Here is a 19163-nt window from a genome sequence, read left to right as displayed (position 1 = left end):
CCTCTCGTCTTTTCTCGGCTGGGGCCACGGCCGACGGCGCGCCGCGTCGGCGCAGGTCAGGGGACCGTGGGGGAGTTCGCGGCACCGGGGCTCTTGCCCGTGCGCGAGCGCGTGCCGAGCGGGGAGACCGCTCAGCGGCGCGTTGGCCAGCCGTGCGCGACGCGCCCCTTGTTCCAAGCGGACTGGCGCGTGCGCTGACGGAGGTCGGCGAGCTGACCGGAGGTCAGAAGCATCGCGCACCTCCTCGAGAGCGAACGGAACGGGCGGTGCGGGCACACCGCCGTTGACGAAGCGTAACGCCGGGCTCAGCGCGAGACAAGAGCCGGCGTCGCCCGAAAGGAGACCCAGGACACACTTCCAAATACCCCTAGGGGGTATAAGTTCGATCCCGTCGCCAGCGAACGAAGGAGAACCCGATGAACGTCAACGGCACTGCACTTTCGACCGGCGAGGTCCAGCTCGGCGTGGTGCACGCCCCGGCAACGGCGGGGGAGGGCGGCGAGCTTTCGTTCACCGTCGCCACCGCCGACGGGCAACCGGTAACCAAATACGAGGAGGCGCACGGCAAGCAGTTACACCTGATCGTGGTTCGCAACGACGGTGCGCATTTCCGGCACCGTCATCCGGTGCTCGACCCGGAAACCGGGGTCTGGGCGATCCCGTGGACTTGGGCAGCGGCAGGCACTTACCGCGTCTTCACCGACCTGACTCCGGCTGGTGGCGAAAGCGTCACGCTGTCGCGGACGGTCGAGGTCGCGGGTGACTACCAGCCGCAGGCCGCGGAGCCGGTCGCTACCAGCGTCGTCGACGGCTACGAAGTGACCCTCGAAGGCACGCTAGCGGCCGGCGTCGGAACGCTGCTGACCGCCCGCGTGACCCGCGACGGACAGCCGGTCACCGACCTGGAGCCGTATCTGGGTTCGTTCGGCCACCTGGTCGCGCTGCGCCAGGGCGACCTCGCCTACCTGCACATCCACGCGCTCGACGACGGGCAGCCCGGACCGGAGATCCGCTTCCACGCCGAGGCCCCGACGACCGGCCGGTACCTGCTGTACCTGGACTTCCAGGCCGAGGGCGTCGTGCGCACCGCCGCCTTCGTCCTCGACGCCGCCTGAGCAGCCGCCCGCATGCCGTGCTGCCGTTCCCCTTGAAGAGAAAGCGAAAAACGATGACCACCGCACAAGAAACCCGGCCGAACACCCTCCGCTGGTGGGCGCTCGGACTGATCGCCCTGGCCCAGTTCATGGTGATCATGGATACCTCGATCATCGGCGTCGCGCTGCCGCGCATGCGGGACGCCCTCGGATTCACGCCCAGCACGCTGTCCTGGGTCTTCAATGCCTACGTAATCGCCTTCGGCGGCCTGCTGCTGCTCGGCGGACGACTATCGGATTTGTTCGGCGCCAGAAAGCTTTTCGCCGCCGGATGGGCGATTCTGCTGGCCGGTTCGGTGCTCGCCGGGGCCGCCGGGAACGTGCCGGTCGAACTCGCCGGCCGGATCGTGCAGGGCGCTGGAGCCGCGCTCATCGCCCCGTCCGCGCTGACGCTGCTGATGATGCTCTTCGGCAGCAACCCGAAGGAACTCACGAAAGCCCTTGCGCTGTATGGCGCGGCGGCACCGGCTGGCGGTACCGCAGGAGTGTTTCTCGGCGGGGTGATCACGGAGTACCTGTCGTGGCCGTGGGTGTTCTACCTCAACGTGCCCATCGCCGTGCTCGCACTGTTTGCCACTCGCGCCGTCCTGCCCGGGGGAGCGATCGGAACCCGTGGCACGGTTGACATCATCGGTGCGCTGACTGTCACGCTTGGCCTCGGAACGCTGGTGTACGGGATCGTCCGCGCTCCGGAAGCGGGCTGGGCGGCCACCTGGATCGCGCTCGGTGCCGGTCTCGTGCTGCTGGCCGGTTTCGTGGTCCGGCAGGCGAAAGCCCGCACTCCGCTGATGCGGCTGTCGATCTTCCGCGCCCCGCGCCTCGGCGCGGCGAACCTGGCGCAGGTTTTCCTTGGTGCGGCGTGGATTCCGATGTGGTTCTTCCTGAACCTCTACCTGCAGCAGGTGCTCGGCTTCCGCGCCTTCCCGGCTGGTGCGGCGCTGCTGCCGATGACCGCGCTGATCATGCTGGGCATGATCGCCTTGGCCCCGCGAGTGATCGGCCGGTTCGGCCCGAAGCCGCCGATCGTCGCCGGACTCCTGTTGCTGGCGGCCGGGCTGGGCTGGCTCGCGCTGGTCCGGGCGGATGGCAGCTTCTGGGTGGACGTCCTGCCCGCGTCGCTCGTGGCGGCGCTGGGGATGTCGCTGGCGTTCATCCCGTCGCTCAGCACGGCGATTTCGTCGGCCCGGCCGGAAGAAGGCGGGCTCGCGTCGGGGATCGTGAACACCGGCTACCAGGTGGGCTCGGCGCTGGGGCTGGCCGTGATGACCGCGCTGGCGGCCGCTTCGGGTGCCAGCGCGCTCGGTGACGCAGCGGCTCTGACGAACGGCTACTCGGTCGCCTTCATCGGCTCGGCCGTGATCGCCCTCGCCGGTGCTGGCCTCGCGGCTCTCACCTTCCGCCGCCAGTAGGTCCGTGAAGGGCTCCTTGAGGGAATCAGATTCCCTCAAGGAGCCCTTCACGTCACGCCTTTGTTTCGGCGGGTTTCCAGATGCGACCGTGGAGGCCGACGAACAGCAGGACGAACGCGACAGTCAGCAGGATGTGCCCCAGCCCGGCGATTCCGGCGATCGCCGCGCCGGATTCCTTGCCCAGCACGGTGAGCGTGCCGTGCACGACCATCCCGCCGACGGTGACGAACATCCCGGCGTGGTAGATCCAGAAAAACGGCGCGAACGACCTCGTCGCCGACAGGGTGAACACCTTGTCCAGCACCAGCACGATCAGGAACACCAGCGTCCCGAGCGCGAGCAGGTGGGTGTGCACAATGGACAGCTGGGTGTCGCCGGTGAAGTTCTTCGCCTTGGTCAGCTCGCGGTAGTAGAGCCCGCCGAGCAGGCCGAGGATCGTGTAGATCGCGGCGGCCCAGTAGATCTTCTTCGTCATCGGTTCTCCTCGGCTCCGGCCCGGGCCGGCTGGTGGATCCGTCCGTCGACGACCTCGTGCACCGAGTCGACCCCTTCGAGGTGGGAGCGGTCGTGGGTGACCAGTACGGTTGCCGTCGCCTGTCGGTGCGTGATCGTAGTGAGCAGATCGACGACCGCCGCGCCGCGGTCCTGGTCCAGTGCGCTCGTCGGCTCGTCGACCAGCAGCACGGCGGGCTCGTTCATCAAGGCGCGCGCGATGTTCACCCGCTGCTGCTGCCCGCCGGAAAGCCGGCCCGGCCGGTGCGTCGCACGATCGGCGAGCCCGACGGCGTCGAGCAGCTCCTTCGCTCGTTTCGTCGCCTCGCTGCGCGGTGTTCCGCTCAGGTGCGCCATGACTTCCAGCTGTTCCGCCGCGGTGAGCGACGCGAGCAGATTCGGTTGCTGGAACACGATCCCGATCTTGGTGCGACGCAGTTCCGCCAGCGCGGCCCGGTCCAGGCCGGCGGTGTCGACACCACCGACGACCACGCGTCCGCGATCGGGCCGGATGAGCGTCGCGGCGACGGCGAGCAGGCTCGACTTGCCGGACCCGGACGGCCCGACCACCGCGGCGACGCTTCCGGCGGGCACGTGGAGGTCGACCTGGTCGAGGGCGGTGAGGCGGGAATCGCCGTCGGGGTAGGTGAGGGTGATGCCGGACAGATTCAGGCTCATCAGTGCGCTCCGGAGGTGAGGGCGGTCAGCGGGTCGACGGAGGTGATGCGGCGGACCGCCAGCGCGGCGCCGAGCACGCCGAGGACCACCAGCACCGCCGCCGGGCCGAGCAGCGTGCCCGCGCTGAGCACGAACGGCACCGTTCCCGACGCGACCGCTCCAAGCGCGGCGGCGAGCCCGGTCCCGAGCGCCGTCCCGCCGATCAGCAGCACGACGGCTTGGCCAAGCGCGTCCCGGAGCAGGTACTTCGTGGTCGCGCCGAGCGCTTTCAGCACCGCGATGTCGCGGCTGCGCTGGATCGTCCACACGGTGAAGAACGCGCCGATCACCAACGCGGAGATCACGAACAGAAAGCCGCGCATCAGCTGGAGCGAGCCGTTTTCCGCCGAGTAGGAACCGATCGCGGACAACGCGTCGTCCTTCGTGACAGTGCGGGTGCCGAGGCGTGCGTCCGCTGCGGTGAGGTCGGCGGACTTGTCAGTGGTCACCGCGAGCACTGTCGCGTTTGGACCGGCGAAGTGCGTCCACACGACCGGGAGATGGCTGTACGATGCGTCTCCATTGACGGCGGCCACAGTGACTTTGTGGCCTTGCAGGGTGAGCTGGTCGCCTTCGTGGGCCTTCAACGCGTCCGCCGCACCCGTGGACAGCACGGCTGTACCCGGGCTCGAGTTCCGGACCCCGAACGCCGCCAGCGTCGCGGTGCGCTCGCCGACCGCCGCGCTGGCCGTGCTGATCGCGATCGGCTCGGCGCTGGTCACTCCCGGAACACGGGCGTACTGCTCGGCCTGGTCTTGGGTCACTGTGGACTGTCCAAACGAGAGGGATCCGCTGCCGGGTTCGGCGAAGACCAGATGATCGGCCCGCAACCCGGTGATCGCGGACGTGCTCTGCGCGGCCAGCCCCGCGGTGAGTCCGGACAGCAGTCCGACCAGCAACGTCATCAGCACGACGACGGTCCCCATCAACGCGAACCGCCCCTTGGCGAAGCGCAGATCCCGCCACGCGACGAACATGTGCATGCCTTCCTTCTCGGTGTGCCTTCCAGCCTCGTCCGGACAGGGCGCGGGGACATCGCGCCGCGGATGGCCTCCCGGGAATCGATGGACGCACTCGCCGCTCAACCTTTCGATTGATGCGGATTCCCGGCGGAGCACGGACAATCGACCGCAGGAGGCTTTTTGGTGAACCCGCACACCCTCGACCGGCCGTTGCGCGTGCTGCGCGTCTGCCTGCACCTCCTGCTGGCCGGGCTCTTGGTGCTCGCCGTCGCGCGCGCGTTCTCCGACGGCGCGGCGAACGCACCCGCGGTACTGGCGGGCGCGCTCGTGATGGGCGGCGTCTACACCGCGGGCCCGCTGCTGCCCCGCGTCGGCAGGCTGCCGGCCGCGACGGCCGGATGGCTGGCCGTGCTGGGCCTCGCGTGGCTAGTCCTGCTGTGGCTCACACCGGACGGGGTGTGGCTGGCTTTCCCGCTGTACTTCCTGCAAATGCACCTGCTGCCGACTCGCTGGGGTCCGGCCGTCGTCGCGCTCACCACGGTCCTGGCGATCGCCGGTTTCACGCGCCACCAAGGCGGATTCAGCGTCGGCGTGATCATCGGGCCAGCGTTGGGTGCCGCGGTCGCGATCGCCACCGTGCTCGGCTACCAGGCGCTCTACCGCGAAAGCGAACAACGGCGGCACCTCATCGAGGAACTGCGCGAGACCCGCAACGACCTCGCCGCGATGGAACATTCCGCCGGCGTCCTGGCCGAACGCGAACGCCTCGCCCGGGAAATCCACGACACGCTGGCGCAGGGCCTCTCGAGCATCCACCTGCTGCTCCGCGCCGCTGAACGCGCCTTGCCAGACCGTCCCGAGGCCGCCGTCCCGCACGTGACGCAGGCCCGGCAAGCCGCCCAAGACAACCTCACCGAAGCACGCCGCCTCGTCTACGCCCTGGCTCCGGTTGAGCTGGAAGGCGCTTCCTTGCCCGCCGCCCTGGAACGCCTTTGCGCGACCACAGCGCAGCGTTCCGGCCTGACCGTCCACTTTCACCTCAGCGGCACCCCGTTCGACGTGCCGACCGCGTACGAGGTAGCCCTGCTGCGGATCGCCCAGTCGGCGCTGGCCAACACCGTCCTGCACGCCGCCGCCAGCCGCGCCGAGCTGACCTTGAGCTACATGGACACGAGCGTCACCCTGGATGCCGTGGACGACGGCATCGGCTTCGACCCGCAAGAAGTACGCGGCGGCAGCGGCTTCGGCCTGCCCGCGATGCGCGCCCGCGCCCGCTCCCTGGGCGGCTCGTGGACAGTGGAATCCGCACCGGGCAACGGCACCGCACTGGCAGTGAGCTTCCCCGTGGACCCGCGATGATCCGCCTCCTGCTGGCCGACGACCACCCCGTGGTCCGCGCCGGCTTGCGCGCCGTCCTGGAGACTGAACCGGACCTGGAAGTCGTCGCCGAAGCCTCCTCCGCGGAGGAAGCCGTGCGCTTGGCAGGCGAGGTGGACGTCGTGCTGATGGACCTCCAATTCGGCTCCGGAATGCACGGCTCCGAAGCCACCGCGGCGATCACTGCTTCGGCGGACGCGCCGAAAGTCCTGGTCCTGACGACGTACGACACCGACGGCGATATCCTGGCCGCCATCGAAGCGGGGGCGACCGGGTATCTGCTGAAGGACGCCCCACCGGAGGACCTCGCCGCCGCAGTGCGGAACGCCGCTACTGGACAGACCGTCCTGGCCCCCGCGGTCGCGCATCGGCTGATGACCCGCATGCGCACTCCCGCGGCCGCTTTGTCGCCACGGGAGATCGAGGTGCTGGGTCTGGTCGCGGACGGGTTGTCGAATCTGGAGATCAGCAAACGGCTGTTTTTGAGCCAGGCGACGGTGAAATCGCATCTGGTGCACATCTACACGAAACTCGGAGTGGATTCCCGGACCGCGGCGGTGGCGGCTGGGAAAGCACAGGGCCTGATCCGCCGCTGACGGTTCGCGGCCGGGGTTCGGCGGCGTCTGCGGAGTCGCCGCCTCAAGTGCGTGAGGGGAACCCTCAGGGAATCTGAGTACGTGAGGGTTCCCCTCACGGACGTGAGCAAGCGGTGATGAGGGGACAATCGCTGGCTCCCGGACCCGCTGGCCGCTTCGTGCGGCGGAATTCCCGCACCGCATCCAGGTGACGGGAGTAGTCCGGGCCGCCGGAGCGGGCGACAATACCCAAGGCCCACCGGGGAGGAGGCGCGCTGATGAACCTGTTCGCGATGGCCGTCGTCCTCCTCGCCGGGCTGGCCGGGCCGCTCCTGGCCACCCCGAAACGCGCTCGCATCCCGATCGTCGTCGGGGAAATCCTCCTCGGCGTGGCAGTCGGCCGAACCGGGCTCGGCTGGGTGAAAGCCGACGATCCGATCCTCTCCTACGTCGCCTCCGCCGGGTTCGCGCTGGTGATGCTGGTCGCGGGCAGTCACGTGCCGTTGCGGGACTCCGCACTGCGCGTGGCGGCCGGGCGAGGGGCGTTGCTGGCCGCGTTGGTGGGCGTGTTGTCGGTGCCCGCCGGATTCGGGGTGGCGGCGCTCGTCGGCACCGGGCACGGGCTGCTGTACGCCGTGCTCCTCGCGTCCAGTTCCGCGGCGCTGGTGATGCCGGTCCTGGACGAGACGAAGCTCGCCACCCCGCCCGCGCTGGCCTTGATCGTGCAGGTCGCGATCGCGGACACGGCGTGCATCGTGGCGCTTCCGCTGGCAGCCGCGCCGCAGAAAGCCGGGCGGGCGGCGCTGGGGGCGCTCGCGGTCATCGCGGCCGGGGCGGTGTGGTTTGTGGTGCTGCGGTGGCTGCATGCTCGCGGCCTCGTCGACAAAGCACACGACCTCAGCAAGTCCCGGCACTTCGGCCTCGAACTCCGGATCGCGTTGATTGTCCTTTTCGGACTCGCGGGGCTGGCTCAGCTGGTCGGGGTGTCGGTGATGCTCGCGGGGTTCGTCGCGGGACTCGCGCTGGCCGCGGTGGGGGAGCCGCGCCGGCTTGCCCGGCAGTTGTTCGGGGTGACCGACGGCTTCCTCGGGCCGGTGTTTTTCGTGTGGCTGGGCGCTTCGCTCGATTTGCGCGCGCTCGGCCAGCATCCGGTGATGCTCGTGCTGGCGGCGCTGATCGCGGCCGGTTCCGTCGTGGTCCACGGTGCGACGCGGCTGCTGGGACAGCCGTTGCCGCTGGCGGTGCTCGCGGGCGCGCAGCTGGGAGTGCCGGTCGCGGCGGTCACGATCGGCACGCGCGAACAATTGCTCGCTCCGGGCGAGGGCGGGGCGATTCTCGCCGCGGCGCTCATCAGCGTCGCGGTGACGGCTTGGGCCGCGTCCCGTGCGGTCAAAGAACGAACCGACGAATCGAGGGAGGCGTCATGAAGGAACACTGGAAAGACGAACCGGACGATCACGATTATCCGGCAGCATTCGACTATCTCACCCTCGTCGCGCCCGAGGAGACCGTGACCGGTCTGGTCGCTCAGCTGAAGCAGGCGGACCTGACGCACCGCAAGGCCAAGGACATCCTCCGCGCGAGCAGGCTGAAGCTCCTGCCCGAGGACAACGCGCACGTCGCCAAGGACCTCGAGAAGGTCAAGGACGGCAAGGCGCTCTCGCCGGTCCTGCTCGTCCGCGGCCACGGCCACCCCGGTTTCGCGACCGCCGACGACCTGGTCATCGCGGACGGTTACCACCGCGTGTGCGCTTCGTATCACCTCGACGAAAATGCCGACATTCCGTGCAAATTGATTTAATGCCCGGTCTGGATTCCGAAATGATTGCGAAGGCCCGCCGGTCGTAACGCCTGCTCCCGGCTGTCGATCTTTCGATGCGAGATCGACGAGACAGGCGGAGCGAGTGGACGACCACAACATCGAGAGCCACCCGGACCTGATGGATCCGGATTGGCAGCGGCATGCCGAGAAAGAAGCCTGGACCGGCCTGCGCCGCGACCGCCGGAGGGCGCGTCGGCGCAGGTCGGCCGCCATCTGGGGCGCGGTGGTGATCGTCGTGGCGGCGGCCGGGTTCTACCTGTGGAAACAGGGGACGCGCGCGGAGGAAGTCGCCGGGAGCAGCCCGGCCGTGCGCACGCCGACCACCACCGCGCCCGCGCCGACCGACCTTCCCGACTACGGGCACGTCGACCTGCGGCGGCCGTTCGACAACACCCCGGCGCAGAACTGGCCCGAGGGCATCGCCGGGCTGACCGTCCCGGCCCCGGCGAAGGTCGGCTCGTTCTCGGAGAAGCAGGTCGGCGACGCGCAGGCGCAGGTCAAGCACGCGGTCGAGGTCGCGCAGTTCGACAAGGAGGTCCTGGAGGGGCACCACCCGGACGGCTACATCGGGCTTTTCGCGCCGGACGTCCGGCAGGACCTCCAAGCCAATCCTCAAGCCTACCTGATCTACCTTGAGGACGGCAATCACCTCCTGCCCGTGCAGCCGAGAATGTCCGGGAAGATGACCGTGGCGCCGGGCAAGGCCGGGGAGCTGTACCTGCACGTCTCGTACGTCGTGGCTTACGCCTTCGACCCCGGCAGCCGCGTGATCGAGGGCCCGGGCGACCTGGAACCGTTCGTGCGGGTCGACACCGACTTCATCGTGCGCAGCGGCTCGTCCTGGGCACCGGGCAGCCGCGGCCTGTGGACGGCCAAGTTCCACAGGTACTTCTCCAGAATGTCGTGCGACGCCGTCAAGAAGCACCTGCTCGCCCCCGAGTTCGCCGATCCGTACTTCACCGGCCCCTCGTTGTCTCCGGAGCCGGGGCAGTTCGATCCGAACAAACCCGTTCCGACGAAGGGAAACTGCGAAGAGTGACAGGTCCCGGAACCGATCGGGGATTCTCCTGACAGCCGCCGGAACCCGGCCCGGTACCATCACTCCCGATGATCACGAATGTGTCTCGGCGGTCCGGGTCCGGCGCCGTCGCCCCGTGGCGGGTCGACGAGGTCGGGCGGAAGGTGCGGCTGCGCGAGGTCCGCCCCGGCGACCAGCGCACCCTCGCCGGATTCGACCGGGACTCCGTGCGCGTCCGGGATCCCCAGGTCGGCGGCTACCGGCACTGGGCGACCCATCGCGGGCACGCCTCCCCGGACGGGTTCCACTTCGCGATCGAGACGCTGCACAACCGCACGCTGGTCGGTTCCGTCTGGGTCGAAACGGACCCGTACTCCGGCCGGTTCAGCTACGGCGTCGGCATCGGCCCGCAGCACCGCCGCTGCGGTTACGCCGCCGACGCCGTCGCGCTGCTGCTGGCGTTCATGTTCGAACGGTGCCGGTACCGGGCGTGCGAGGTGAGCGTCAACGGGAGCAACTTCGCGTCGTTGTCGCTGCACGGCGAGCTGGGCTTTCGCGAGGCGGCCCGGCTTCGGGACGAGGAGTTGCTGCGCGGCGAGATCAAGTACCCGGTCCTGATGAGCATTACCGCCGAACAGTTCGCCGCGCGGAACCTGGCACTGGCGGCTCGCGGCTCGGGCCGGTCGTCCTCGCGCGGACGCCATTGGCGGGTGCAGCGGCCGGGACGGCACCGCCGCATCGCGTACTCCGCCGGCGGCTAGCTCCCATTTCTCCAAGCCCCCGGCGCGCCCGTCTGCGACGCTGACCGGGTGATCAAGCGCATCATCGCCTACGTCGAAGGCCCCGACGACGCCGCGACCCGCGATTTCTACGTAAACGTCCTCGGCCTCGACGTCGCCATGGAGGATCCCGTGCTCGGCCTCCGCGGCGGCGACGACCCGGACGGCCAGGTGCTGGTCCTTCCGCCCGGCAGCACCGATCCCTTGCCGCACTGGGGAATCGACCTCGGCGAACCGGAGGCGGTCGAGCGAGCCCACGCCGAAGCGGTCCGGCGCGGGCTGCGCGTCGTCTACCCGCTCACCGACGAATCCTGGGGCGTGCGGCGGTTTTTCGTCGAGGATCCGGGCGGCACCGTCGTCAACGTGCTCGCCCACGTGACGGGCAGTTCGCGTACCGAGTAGAAGATCGCCTTCTCCTTGAACTCCAAGCGATTCAGCGGCACCGCCAACTCCAATGTCGGAACCCTCCGGCGCAACGTGGCGTACGCGATCTCCAGTTCGACCCTGGCCAGCGGCGCGCCGAGGCAGAGGTGCCGTCCGTAGCCGAACGCGACGTGGTGGCGCGCGGACCGGCGGAGGTCGAGCCGGTCGGGATCCGGGAAGGCCAGCGGATCCCGGTTCGCGGTGCTCTTCACCGCGACGATGCCCTCGCCCGCGCGGATCAGCTGTCCGCCGATCTCCAGATCCGCCAACGCCACGCGACGCGCCTCGGTGTGCGTGATCGACAGGTACCGCAACAGTTCTTCCACCGGATCGGCTGACGTGTCGTGGAACTGCTCGCGGTGCGTCACCAGCACAGCCGTGCCCAACGCGATCATGGCGGCGGTGGTGTCGTGACCTGCCACCAGCAGAAGTTGACCCAGCACGGCGATCTCGTGCGGGGTCATCGCCTCGCGTTGTTCGACGGCCAGCTTGCTCAGCAGATCATCGCCCGGTTCCGCGGCCTTCGCGGCAACGAGGTCCTCGAGGTACGCGTTCAGCTCCTCGCTGGCGGTCACCGCGCGCCCCGGGTCGGGGTCGTCCATGACGAGCGTGCGGGCCACTCCCTGAAAGAAGTCGCGATCGGCGTAGGGAACGCCGAGCAGCTCGCAGATCACTAGCGAGGGGAGCGGCATCGCGAACGCCTCGACCAGATCGGCCGGGTTCGGTCCGGCGAGCATGCGGTCGAGGAGATCGTCGACCAGTTGCTGGATCCGCGGCCGCAGCGCTGCCATTTTCCGGACGGTGAATTCCGGGGCCAGAATCCGCCGCTGCGCGGTGTGCTCCGGCGGATCCATCTGCATCAACGTTTTCATCTGCGCGTCGCGCGCCTTGCTGACCGCGTTGGTGTGCGGGAAACCAGGCTGCGTGACGTCGACGCTGACCCGCGGATCCGCCAGCACCGCACGGACATCGGCGTACCGGGTGATCAGCCAGGGCTCGCTGCCGTCCCACAGCCGCACCCGCGACACCGGCGGCCGGCTCGTCAATCCGGGTGCCGGGGCGAAGGGGCAGCCCGCCGCCCGCGCCATGGGGAAGGTTTCGCTGTCGGTCATGTGAGCTCCTCACGTTGGGGTTCGGAGCTGAAGCATGGCTTCGCGGGCGGGCCTGGTAATCAGGCAAAACGGACGTGAACCGCGTCACAGCGGGTCTTCTCGGTAGTGCAGTGTGTGGAGGCTCGCGTACTTCGGCATCGTGGCCGGACCCGCTGAGAACCCCGTGCACTGCTGAAAAACCTCAAATCAAGCGGTGCGGTCAGTTCTCCTCGGCGTCGGGCCGTTCGACCACGCTCCACAGGAACGAATGCCTGCGCCCGGTCGGCTCCTCGCGCGCGACGAACTCGTCCAGCAGGGCGTCCAATCGCGACTGCAACTCGGCTGCCGCCTCGTCGCTGAGGCGGACCACGCCGCGGCGGGTCTGCTGGATCGATGCTGGGTCGCTCTCGATCATTTCGGCGCGATGTGCGTCCAAAGTGGCGAGTTCGACGCGGGCGGTCAGTGCGGGATCGCCCGCCTGGTCCAGGTCGAGGTGCCAGGTCCGTCGTGTAGTCCGGTAGGGGCGTTCCCAGGCGCCGAGGTCGCTGCGGCGGGCCGGTTCGGCGACGAGGAAACCGGCTTCCGCGAGGGCGTGCACCCGGCGCAGCACGGTCGCCGGCGACTCTTCGAGCCGCTTCGCCAGCTGCTGGTTCGTCCGCGCGGTGTCCAGGCACAGCCGGAGGATCCGCCAGCTCAGCGGGTGGGCGAGCGCGCGGAGGTCGTCGGCGGTCGCCTGGCGCGGGAGGGGGTCGTCCATTGACAGCAGCTTAGCCGATTTGCTTCGATGGTATCGATATCAGAAAGTGAAATCACTGGAGGTCGGGTGCGCCGCATCGAGTCGTACGTCGAGCAGTACCGGGAGCGGCACGAGGCGGAGCTGGCCGAGTGGATCGCCGTGCCGAGCGTGAGCGCCACCGGTGAGGGCATGGCGGAGGCGGCCGAGTTCGCCTGTGGGTTGCTGCGGCGCAGCGGGCTCGAAGCGCGGCAGGTCGAGACCGGCGGCTGGCCGTTGGTGGTGGGGAGCGCAGAAGGTCCGGCGGGCGCTCCGCATGTGGTGATCTACGGCCATTACGACGTGCAGCCGGCCGGGCCGCTCGCGGCCTGGGACAGCCCGCCGTTCGAGGCCACCGTCCGCGACGGCCGGATGTACGGGCGCGGCACGGGGGACAACAAGGGGCAGCACCTCGCGCAGCTGCTCGCGTTGCGGGCGCTCGCCGAGACCGGCGAACTGCCGTGCAGCGTGACCGTGTTGCTCGACGGCGAGGAAGAGATCGGCAGTCCGAACCTGGAATCAGCGCTGGCGGGTCTGCGCGACGAATGGGACGCGGACCTCGTGCTGTGGAGCGACGGTCCGGTGCACGACAGCGGCGAGCCGACGGTCAGTCTCGGCGTGCGCGGTGCGGTCCGGTTCGAGATTCGGGTGCATGGCGCGCCCGCGGCGCTGCATTCGGGAAACTGGGGCGGCGTCGGGCCGAACCCGGCGTGGGAGCTGGTGTGGCTGCTGTCGACGATGCGCTCGCCGGAGGGCGAGATCCTGGTCAGGGGAATCGCCGACGGAATGGTCCCGCTGAGCCCGTCGGAACGGGACGCACTGGACGCGCTCCCGGTCGACGTTCCCGCCGCGCTCGCCGAGGTCGGGCTGGACCGGATGGACGTTCCCGAAGGCGTCGGTTTCAACGATCGCCTGGCGTTGCCGACTTTCAGCATCAATTCACTGTCCTGTTTGGACGAGGGTGACCACCGCACGGTCATCCCGGCGGTCGCGGTCGCCCGCTGTGACATCCGGACTGTCGGCGGCCAGCGTGCCTCGACGGTCATCGAGGCGTTGCGCGCGCACCTCGCCGAACACCTGCCGCACGCTGAACTGCACGTGCCGGGCGGGCTGATGGAAGCGTCCCGGACGTTGCCGGAATCGCCTTACACGACGGTGATCACCGAGGCGGTCAGCGCGGCTGCCGGACGTCCGGCGCTGCTGGTGCCCGCGATGGGCGGCAGCCTGCCGATCGCCGCGCTGTCCGACGGGCTCGGGCTGCCGTGCTACGGAATCCCGCTGGCGAATGTCGACGAGCACAATCACGGCCCGAACGAGAATTTCGAACTCGCCCGTTTCCGCGCCGGGATCACCGCCGCCGCGAACGTCTTGCTCGAACTGGGAAAGCTCCGCTGAATTCCCGCACATGGTTGCTCCGGGCCGGTGTGCCCGGAGCCGCGATTCACCGATGATGCCGAACCGCTGACGCACCGCCTCGGAGGCGACCATGTCGATTCCCGCCCCGGATTCCCCTGCCACCAAGGACAATCCTCCCGAAGAAGCATCCTCGCCGCGCTCGTCCCGGATCGTGCTTGCGGCCACGATCGGCAACACCCTGGAATGGTTCAGCCTCGGGGCTTACACGCTGTTCGCCGACGTCCTGGCCAAACAGTTCTTCCCCGCGACCGATCCGGCGGTGTCGCTGATGCTGGCTTTCGCCAGTGTCGCGGTCGCGTATTTGATCCGCCCGTTCGGTGGAATGATTCTCGGCTCGTACGCCGACCGGGCGGGCCGCAAAGCCGCGCTGGTGTGGTCGATCCGGATCATGGCGGTGGCGTCGCTGCTCATCGCGATCATGCCGAACTACGCGACGATCGGGATCGCGGCCCCGATCGGGCTGGTGTTCGCCAATCTGCTGCAGGGCTTCTCGGCGGGCGGCGAATTCGGCAGCGCGACCGCGTATCTGGTGGAGAGCAATCGGAAACGCCGCGGGTTCATGGGCAGCTGGGGCGCGGCGAGCCAGGGCCTGAGCACGTTGCTGGGCATCGTGTTCGCCGCGGTGCTGAGCGCGGTGCTCACCGACCAGCAGCTCGGGTCGTGGGGCTGGCGGATCCCGTTCGCCTTCGGCCTGCTGATCGCCCCGATCGGCTACTACATCCGGCGGCACGTGGAGGAATCCCCGGTGTTCGAGGAAGACGCCGCCGAGGCGCCGCTGCGGGAGGTCCTGCGCTCGCAGAAGACCCGGATCCTGGTCGCGATGGGCGCGATGGCGGTGTCCACCGCGATCAGCTACCTGATCATCTACATGCCGACCTTCGCCATCCGGAACCTCGGACTGCCCAAATCGCTGGCCTTCACCACGACGATCGTCACCCAGATCGTGCTGACCGTGCTCGCGCCGGTCGCCGGGCGGCTGTCCGACCGGACCGGCCGGATCCCGCTGATGGCCGCGGCGTGCTCGGTGATGCTGCTGTCGATTTTCCCGCTGTTCCTCGCGCTGAACAGCCAGCCGACGTTCGCGGTGATGACCGCGGTGATGGCCGCGATCGGATTGGTGAAGGTCTGGTACGTCGGCCCGCTGGGCACGATGATGGCCGACGTCTTCCCGACCCGGACCCGCGCGACCGGGCTGTCGGTCAGCTACAACATCACGGCTTCGCTTTTCGGCGGTTTTACGCCATTGGTGGTGATTTGGCTGATTCAGCTCACCGGGAGCAATCTGGCACCGAGCTATTACGTGATGGCGCTGGCGGTGCTGAGCCTCAGCGCGCTGGTTTTCGCCCGGCGGCGGCTGCGGGTGCGCTGAACTGTCCTTTGTGGACTTACAGGGCGATTCAGATGGCGCGCAACCTCCCGGCGGGTTGCGCGTCATTCTCTCCATAGCCGGACCGCGGAGGTCCGGCCTGGGAGGGGATTTGTCATGACTGAGTTGAGAATCCGAAGATCGGTGCTGGGCGCGGGAGCTCTGGTGCTGATCGCTGCGGCGGTCACGGCCTGCGCTTCAGGTCCCGCGGACACGGCGGGGCCCGCGCTGACTCCGACCGTCAGCGAAACCGTGACCACACCACCAGCCACCTCGACCGCACCGTCCGCAGTGCCTGTAGCGTCCGCCGCTAACCATGCTGTGGCACCGCCTGCGAAGCGTTTAGACGTTACTCCTCAGCCGTCGCCAACCATCTATCGGTGCGAGGGCAACGCTGTCGCCAAACCTTCGTGGCTGAACCTGGCGTGTGCGGACCAGAAAATGGGGATCGACCAGCTGCACTGGTCGGGCTGGGGCTCGGCGACCGCGCACGCCACTGGCAGTTTCTGGGAATACGACTGCATACCTGATTGCACGTCCGGAAAGCTGGTTTCGGTCCGGACATCGGTGACGGTCAGCGGGTTGACCGACGGCCACTACACCCGATTGCACGTTACGGCGACACCGCCCCCGGCGCAGCCGCACGACTACCTTCTGACGAAAGCTGGCCCCGAGGCGGCATAGGAAACGGGTGCCGTGCACGCACGGCACCCGCCCGGGGAATGCCTACGGATGCGTCCGGAAAGCATCCACAATCAGATAACTGCCGTTCTTCATCGTGCCGGTGATCGTATGCACCCCCGGCTGCAGGCCGGAAACAGTCGCCACCGTCGACTGGTACTGCCGGGTCGGCGTGACGAAGCTGACCGTCCGGTAAGGCGCGCCGTCGAGGGTGAGGTCGACGTCGCCCTCGTCGGTATTGGTTTCGGAAATAATGTCGATTCCCGTTCCATAGAACGTCAAACTCCACGAATCGCCGACGTTCTGGGTCGCCCAGATGTCGTCGAGGTACGAGTTCGCGCCCCCGGCCGAACTGCCCCGCCAGATCCATCCCGACGACGGCGCGCCGGTGTTGGTGTAGACGACGCCGGAAGTGTTGTTGAGGACTTCGGCTTCCGTTGTCTTGGCGAGACGCAAGGTGACGTCGGCCTGCCCGCGCCGCACGGTCAGCGTGATCGGCGCACCCGGCGCGAGTTTGTTGTAACTGAGCCAGAAAGTGTTGCGATCGTCAGTCACTGGGGTGCCGTTGACGGCCGTGATGTCGTCACCGGTCTTCAGCCCGTTCTGCGCCGCGTAACTGCCCGGCGGCACAGTGGGGAGATAGAGGCCGTACGGCTTGGTCAAGCCGAGTGACGACTGGACAGCGAGCGACGGGATGTTCGTCGCGGTGGCACCCATCAGCTGTTCGGGCTGGACGATCATCCCGTTGGCGGGCCCGCCGGCCCCAGGGCCGTAGGCGAAAACCGCCTTGGGCGGAAGCGGTGCGCCCGCGGAGCCGAAGCCGGTCATCGGGAAGTTGGCGTATCCGAGGCTGGCCGCGGGCGAGTCGGCGGCGACGGTGAAGTCGTAGCTGCCAAGGGGATCCGCCGCGGCGAACTTCGGGTCGGCGACGAGCGAATGCGGGTCCATGCCGGCGCGCACCCAGGCCGACTGCGGGTTGATCGTGGCCCCGTCCGCGGAAAGCGCCTCGTTGCCGCTGCCGTCGGGATTGACGTAGACCGGGTAGCTGTCGTTCCAGAAAAGGTTGCGGTCGACGCCGTACTTGGCGGTGACCGGGTTGTTCAGCACGTTGTTGTACGCCTGCGGCCCGAGAGTGATGTTGTGCTCGATGACGTCGCCGCAGTCGGAGTGGCTCACCTGTTCGTAGATCGAGCCGTCCACGAGCAGATTGTTCCGCACGGTGCGCTCGTACCCGTCGCGCAGTTTGATGCCGCCCTTGAGGACGAGGTTGTCCAGCAGACGGAAGTCGGACGACCCGTCGTCAAGATCGATGGCCCAGTCGCCCGCGTGCCAGAACCGGTTGTGCTGGATGGTGATCGGCCGGACGACGTCGAGCTTCATCAGGTGCCGGGCCTGCGCGTCGGTCAGCGCGGTGCCGGTGGAGCCTTCGAAACTCGTGCCCGGCGCGAGGGTGTTGTTGCCGGAACTGGCCCAGAACCGGCCGCGGCCCCACACGTTGACGGACCCGTTGTCGCCGGTTTCCTCGACGCAGTTGAAGAGGTCGTTGTTCTTGATGTCGTGCCCGCCCCAGGTGCCGTCCTCGATGTTGAGGCACGCGCGCGGGCTGTCGGAGATCGTGTTGCCGTCGACTGTCACGTCCGCGCTCATCGAGATGTTGACGCCGGAGGACTGCTTCTCGAACCGGCCCATGTTCTGCATGAGGTTGTTCCGCACGAGGATGTCGCGGGGGTAGTCGTCGCTCTTCGGCCCGGGCGCGGTGTCGGTGACCGCGATGTTGTCGTAGTAGTTGGCGGAGTAGTCGCGCACCGCGGTCGGCGAGCCGACGATCTGGACGTCCGTGGCTCCGTCGGACTCGAACTTGTTGTCGCTGATCGTGTTGTGCCGGTTGTAGCTGTCGAGGAAGACGCCGTTGCCGCCGAGCTGGTCGAAGAACGACCCGGTCACCGAGATGTCAGCGGCGTTCTTCAGAGATACCGCGCCTTTGCGGACCACCGCCCAGTCGCCCTTGGCGTCGGCTTCGAACGGGCTGGTGAAGAGCGTGCGGTGGGTCGCGGTGAAGTGCAGCCCGCGAAGGGCGATGTCGTGGACGGGGTCGGCCGCCGACGTCCCGGTCATCGTGATCAGCTGGTTCTGTTCCGCGGTTTCGACCGTCGCGTCGGAGAGATCGGTGCCCTCCGGCGGGTAGTAGAGCAACTGGCCGCTCGCCCGGTCGTAGTACCACTCGCCGGGCGCGTCGAGTTCTTCCTTGACGTTCTCGGCCATCGCGGGCCCGACCCGGCCGGGCCCGTTCCCCTTCGTCAGCCCGCAGTCCTGCGGCCGGTTGTTGTCGCCGACGTAATGCAGAGCGAGCCCGTCGCCGGTGCGCCCGCTGACGGTGAACGAGACGGAACCCCAGTCGCCGCAATGCATCGCGCGCACGAGGGCGGTCGACGGGTCCGACCATTTCGCCGATTCCCGCTCGAGGTCGGCCAGCGAGGTCGAGCCCTGGAGCCGGGCCGCGTTCGGGTCGTAATTCGGATAGCGGGCGAGGACCTGGCGTTGCCCGTTGACGAACAGACCGTCGAAGTCCAGCCCAGCCGGGACGCTCGCGGCCATGATCTTGCTGCCGGGCGCCGTGGGCTGCCACGCCGGACGCAGCGGCCGGCCGCCGCTGATCGTCACGGTCGCGCCGGTCGCCGGTTGCCAGGTCACGGTGTGGCCGTTGCGCCCGGAGTCCTGCGGGCCGAACGCCAGGGGAGCGGCGAGGTAGTAGGTGCCGCCGGCCAGCTGCACCACGATGTCCCGGTGGTTGCCGACGCCGGTGTCGAGCAGGTGCCGAACCCGTTGCTGCGCCTGCGAAAGCGAGCACGGACGCGGCTGGGTGCAGGGATTTCCGGGCGGAGCGTCAGCACCCGGAGCGGCGTAAACGGTCATCGGCGGCGGCCCGCTCGCTGCGGCTGGTGGGCCGAGCGCGAGCGTTCCGCCTAACCCGGCGACGGCGGACAGGACGAGGCTCAGAAGCCGGCGGTTCGCCATTCAGGTCCTCCTTGACCAGGCATCGCAGGTCCTGAGCGCCAGGACATCCGATGTCTAGGAGACTATGCAGCAGGGCGCATCGGTCGTCAAGGAG

Annotated in this window: 18 protein-coding genes; 12 read left to right on the top strand and 6 right to left on the bottom strand. The window is 68.6% G+C overall.

The genetic code is table 11. From position 1 onward, the window contains the following. Window positions 1-416: 416 nt before the first annotated feature. Both ACFXI3_RS30390 and ACFXI3_RS30385 read left to right on the top strand, forming a co-directional pair. Window positions 417-1115 carry a hypothetical protein gene (locus ACFXI3_RS30390; RefSeq protein ID WP_378404115.1) on the top strand — a complete coding sequence of 233 codons (699 nt, stop codon included), beginning with the start codon at window positions 417-419 and terminating at the stop codon, window positions 1113-1115. A 53-nt stretch (window positions 1116-1168) separates the two neighbouring features. Continuing rightward, window positions 1169-2563, top strand: coding sequence for an MFS transporter (locus ACFXI3_RS30385; RefSeq protein ID WP_378404113.1), 1395 nt, complete (start codon window positions 1169-1171; stop codon window positions 2561-2563). 52 nt (window positions 2564-2615) lie between these two features. Here the strand turns inward: ACFXI3_RS30385 and ACFXI3_RS30380 are convergent, their stop codons facing one another. Genes ACFXI3_RS30380 through ACFXI3_RS30370 form a run of 3 tightly spaced genes read right to left on the bottom strand, consistent with a single transcriptional unit; the run spans window position 2616 to window position 4749 of the window. After that, window positions 2616-3038, bottom strand: coding sequence for a DUF2871 domain-containing protein (locus ACFXI3_RS30380; protein ID WP_378404111.1), 423 nt, complete (start codon window positions 3036-3038; stop codon window positions 2616-2618). Then, a complete protein-coding gene (locus ACFXI3_RS30375; RefSeq protein ID WP_378404109.1) occupies window positions 3035-3733 on the bottom strand; it encodes an ABC transporter ATP-binding protein in 699 nt (232 codons plus the stop codon). Before ACFXI3_RS30375 ends, ACFXI3_RS30380 begins: the two co-directional genes overlap by 4 nt. After that, on the bottom strand, window positions 3733-4749 hold the full coding sequence (locus ACFXI3_RS30370) for an ABC transporter permease (protein ID WP_378404128.1): 1017 nt from the start codon (window positions 4747-4749) through the stop codon (window positions 3733-3735). Before ACFXI3_RS30370 ends, ACFXI3_RS30375 begins: the two co-directional genes overlap by 1 nt. Before the next feature lie 168 nt (window positions 4750-4917). On the opposite strand from ACFXI3_RS30370, the gene ACFXI3_RS30365 reads away from it, so the two are divergent. The 7 genes from ACFXI3_RS30365 to ACFXI3_RS30335 all read left to right on the top strand — a co-directional run bounded on the left by ACFXI3_RS30365 (window position 4918) and on the right by ACFXI3_RS30335 (window position 10707). Further along, entirely contained in the window at window positions 4918-6093 is a 1176-nt protein-coding gene (locus tag ACFXI3_RS30365; RefSeq protein WP_378404107.1) for a sensor histidine kinase, read from the top strand. Then, complete coding sequence (locus tag ACFXI3_RS30360) at window positions 6090-6707, top strand: response regulator (protein WP_378404105.1); 618 nt, start codon at window positions 6090-6092, stop codon at window positions 6705-6707. Before ACFXI3_RS30365 ends, ACFXI3_RS30360 begins: the two co-directional genes overlap by 4 nt. A 257-nt stretch (window positions 6708-6964) precedes the next feature. Then, window positions 6965-8113 (top strand): cation:proton antiporter, encoded by a 1149-nt coding sequence (locus tag ACFXI3_RS30355; RefSeq protein ID WP_378404103.1) that lies wholly within the window; start codon window positions 6965-6967, stop codon window positions 8111-8113. Then, window positions 8110-8487: a hypothetical protein gene (locus ACFXI3_RS30350; protein ID WP_344278411.1), complete on the top strand. Its 378-nt coding sequence runs from the start codon at window positions 8110-8112 to the stop codon at window positions 8485-8487. Before ACFXI3_RS30355 ends, ACFXI3_RS30350 begins: the two co-directional genes overlap by 4 nt. A 103-nt stretch (window positions 8488-8590) precedes the next feature. Further along, window positions 8591-9547 carry a hypothetical protein gene (locus ACFXI3_RS30345; RefSeq protein WP_378404101.1) on the top strand — a complete coding sequence of 319 codons (957 nt, stop codon included), beginning with the start codon at window positions 8591-8593 and terminating at the stop codon, window positions 9545-9547. A 143-nt stretch (window positions 9548-9690) separates the two neighbouring features. Further along, complete coding sequence (locus tag ACFXI3_RS30340; RefSeq protein ID WP_378404126.1) at window positions 9691-10287, top strand: GNAT family N-acetyltransferase; 597 nt, start codon at window positions 9691-9693, stop codon at window positions 10285-10287. Between the two features lie 48 nt (window positions 10288-10335). Next, the gene (locus ACFXI3_RS30335; protein ID WP_378404099.1) at window positions 10336-10707 is read left to right on the top strand and encodes a VOC family protein; all 372 of its coding nucleotides are present in this window, start codon (window positions 10336-10338) and stop codon (window positions 10705-10707) included. On the opposite strand, the gene ACFXI3_RS30330 is transcribed toward ACFXI3_RS30335, so the two are convergent. Both ACFXI3_RS30330 and ACFXI3_RS30325 read right to left on the bottom strand, forming a co-directional pair. Continuing rightward, window positions 10596-11840 (bottom strand): cytochrome P450, encoded by a 1245-nt coding sequence (locus ACFXI3_RS30330; RefSeq protein ID WP_378404098.1) that lies wholly within the window; start codon window positions 11838-11840, stop codon window positions 10596-10598. The two genes, ACFXI3_RS30335 and ACFXI3_RS30330, sit on opposite strands and share 112 nt — an antisense overlap. Window positions 11841-12039: 199 nt before the next feature. After that, entirely contained in the window at window positions 12040-12576 is a 537-nt protein-coding gene (locus tag ACFXI3_RS30325; RefSeq protein ID WP_378404096.1) for a helix-turn-helix domain-containing protein, read from the bottom strand. Window positions 12577-12642: 66 nt separating this feature from the next. On the opposite strand from ACFXI3_RS30325, the gene ACFXI3_RS30320 reads away from it, so the two are divergent. From ACFXI3_RS30320 to ACFXI3_RS30310, 3 genes are all read left to right on the top strand, one after another. Then, window positions 12643-13986, top strand: coding sequence for a M20/M25/M40 family metallo-hydrolase (locus tag ACFXI3_RS30320; protein WP_378404094.1), 1344 nt, complete (start codon window positions 12643-12645; stop codon window positions 13984-13986). Between the two features lie 91 nt (window positions 13987-14077). Further along, window positions 14078-15376, top strand: a complete 1299-nt coding sequence (locus ACFXI3_RS30315; RefSeq protein WP_378404092.1) for an MFS transporter — start codon at window positions 14078-14080, stop codon at window positions 15374-15376. Window positions 15377-15490: 114 nt separating this feature from the next. Next, window positions 15491-16057 (top strand): hypothetical protein, encoded by a 567-nt coding sequence (locus ACFXI3_RS30310; RefSeq protein ID WP_378404090.1) that lies wholly within the window; start codon window positions 15491-15493, stop codon window positions 16055-16057. A 42-nt stretch (window positions 16058-16099) separates the two neighbouring features. Here the strand turns inward: ACFXI3_RS30310 and ACFXI3_RS30305 are convergent, their stop codons facing one another. Continuing rightward, window positions 16100-19069 (bottom strand): right-handed parallel beta-helix repeat-containing protein, encoded by a 2970-nt coding sequence (locus ACFXI3_RS30305; RefSeq protein ID WP_378404088.1) that lies wholly within the window; start codon window positions 19067-19069, stop codon window positions 16100-16102. Window positions 19070-19163 lie beyond the last annotated feature (94 nt).

Origin of the sequence: Amycolatopsis sp. NPDC059235 (assembly GCF_042754125.1) — a bacterium.
Classification (GTDB): Bacteria; Actinomycetota; Actinomycetes; order Mycobacteriales; family Pseudonocardiaceae; genus Amycolatopsis; species Amycolatopsis albidoflava.
This window is presented reverse-complemented; position numbering and strand designations above follow the sequence as displayed.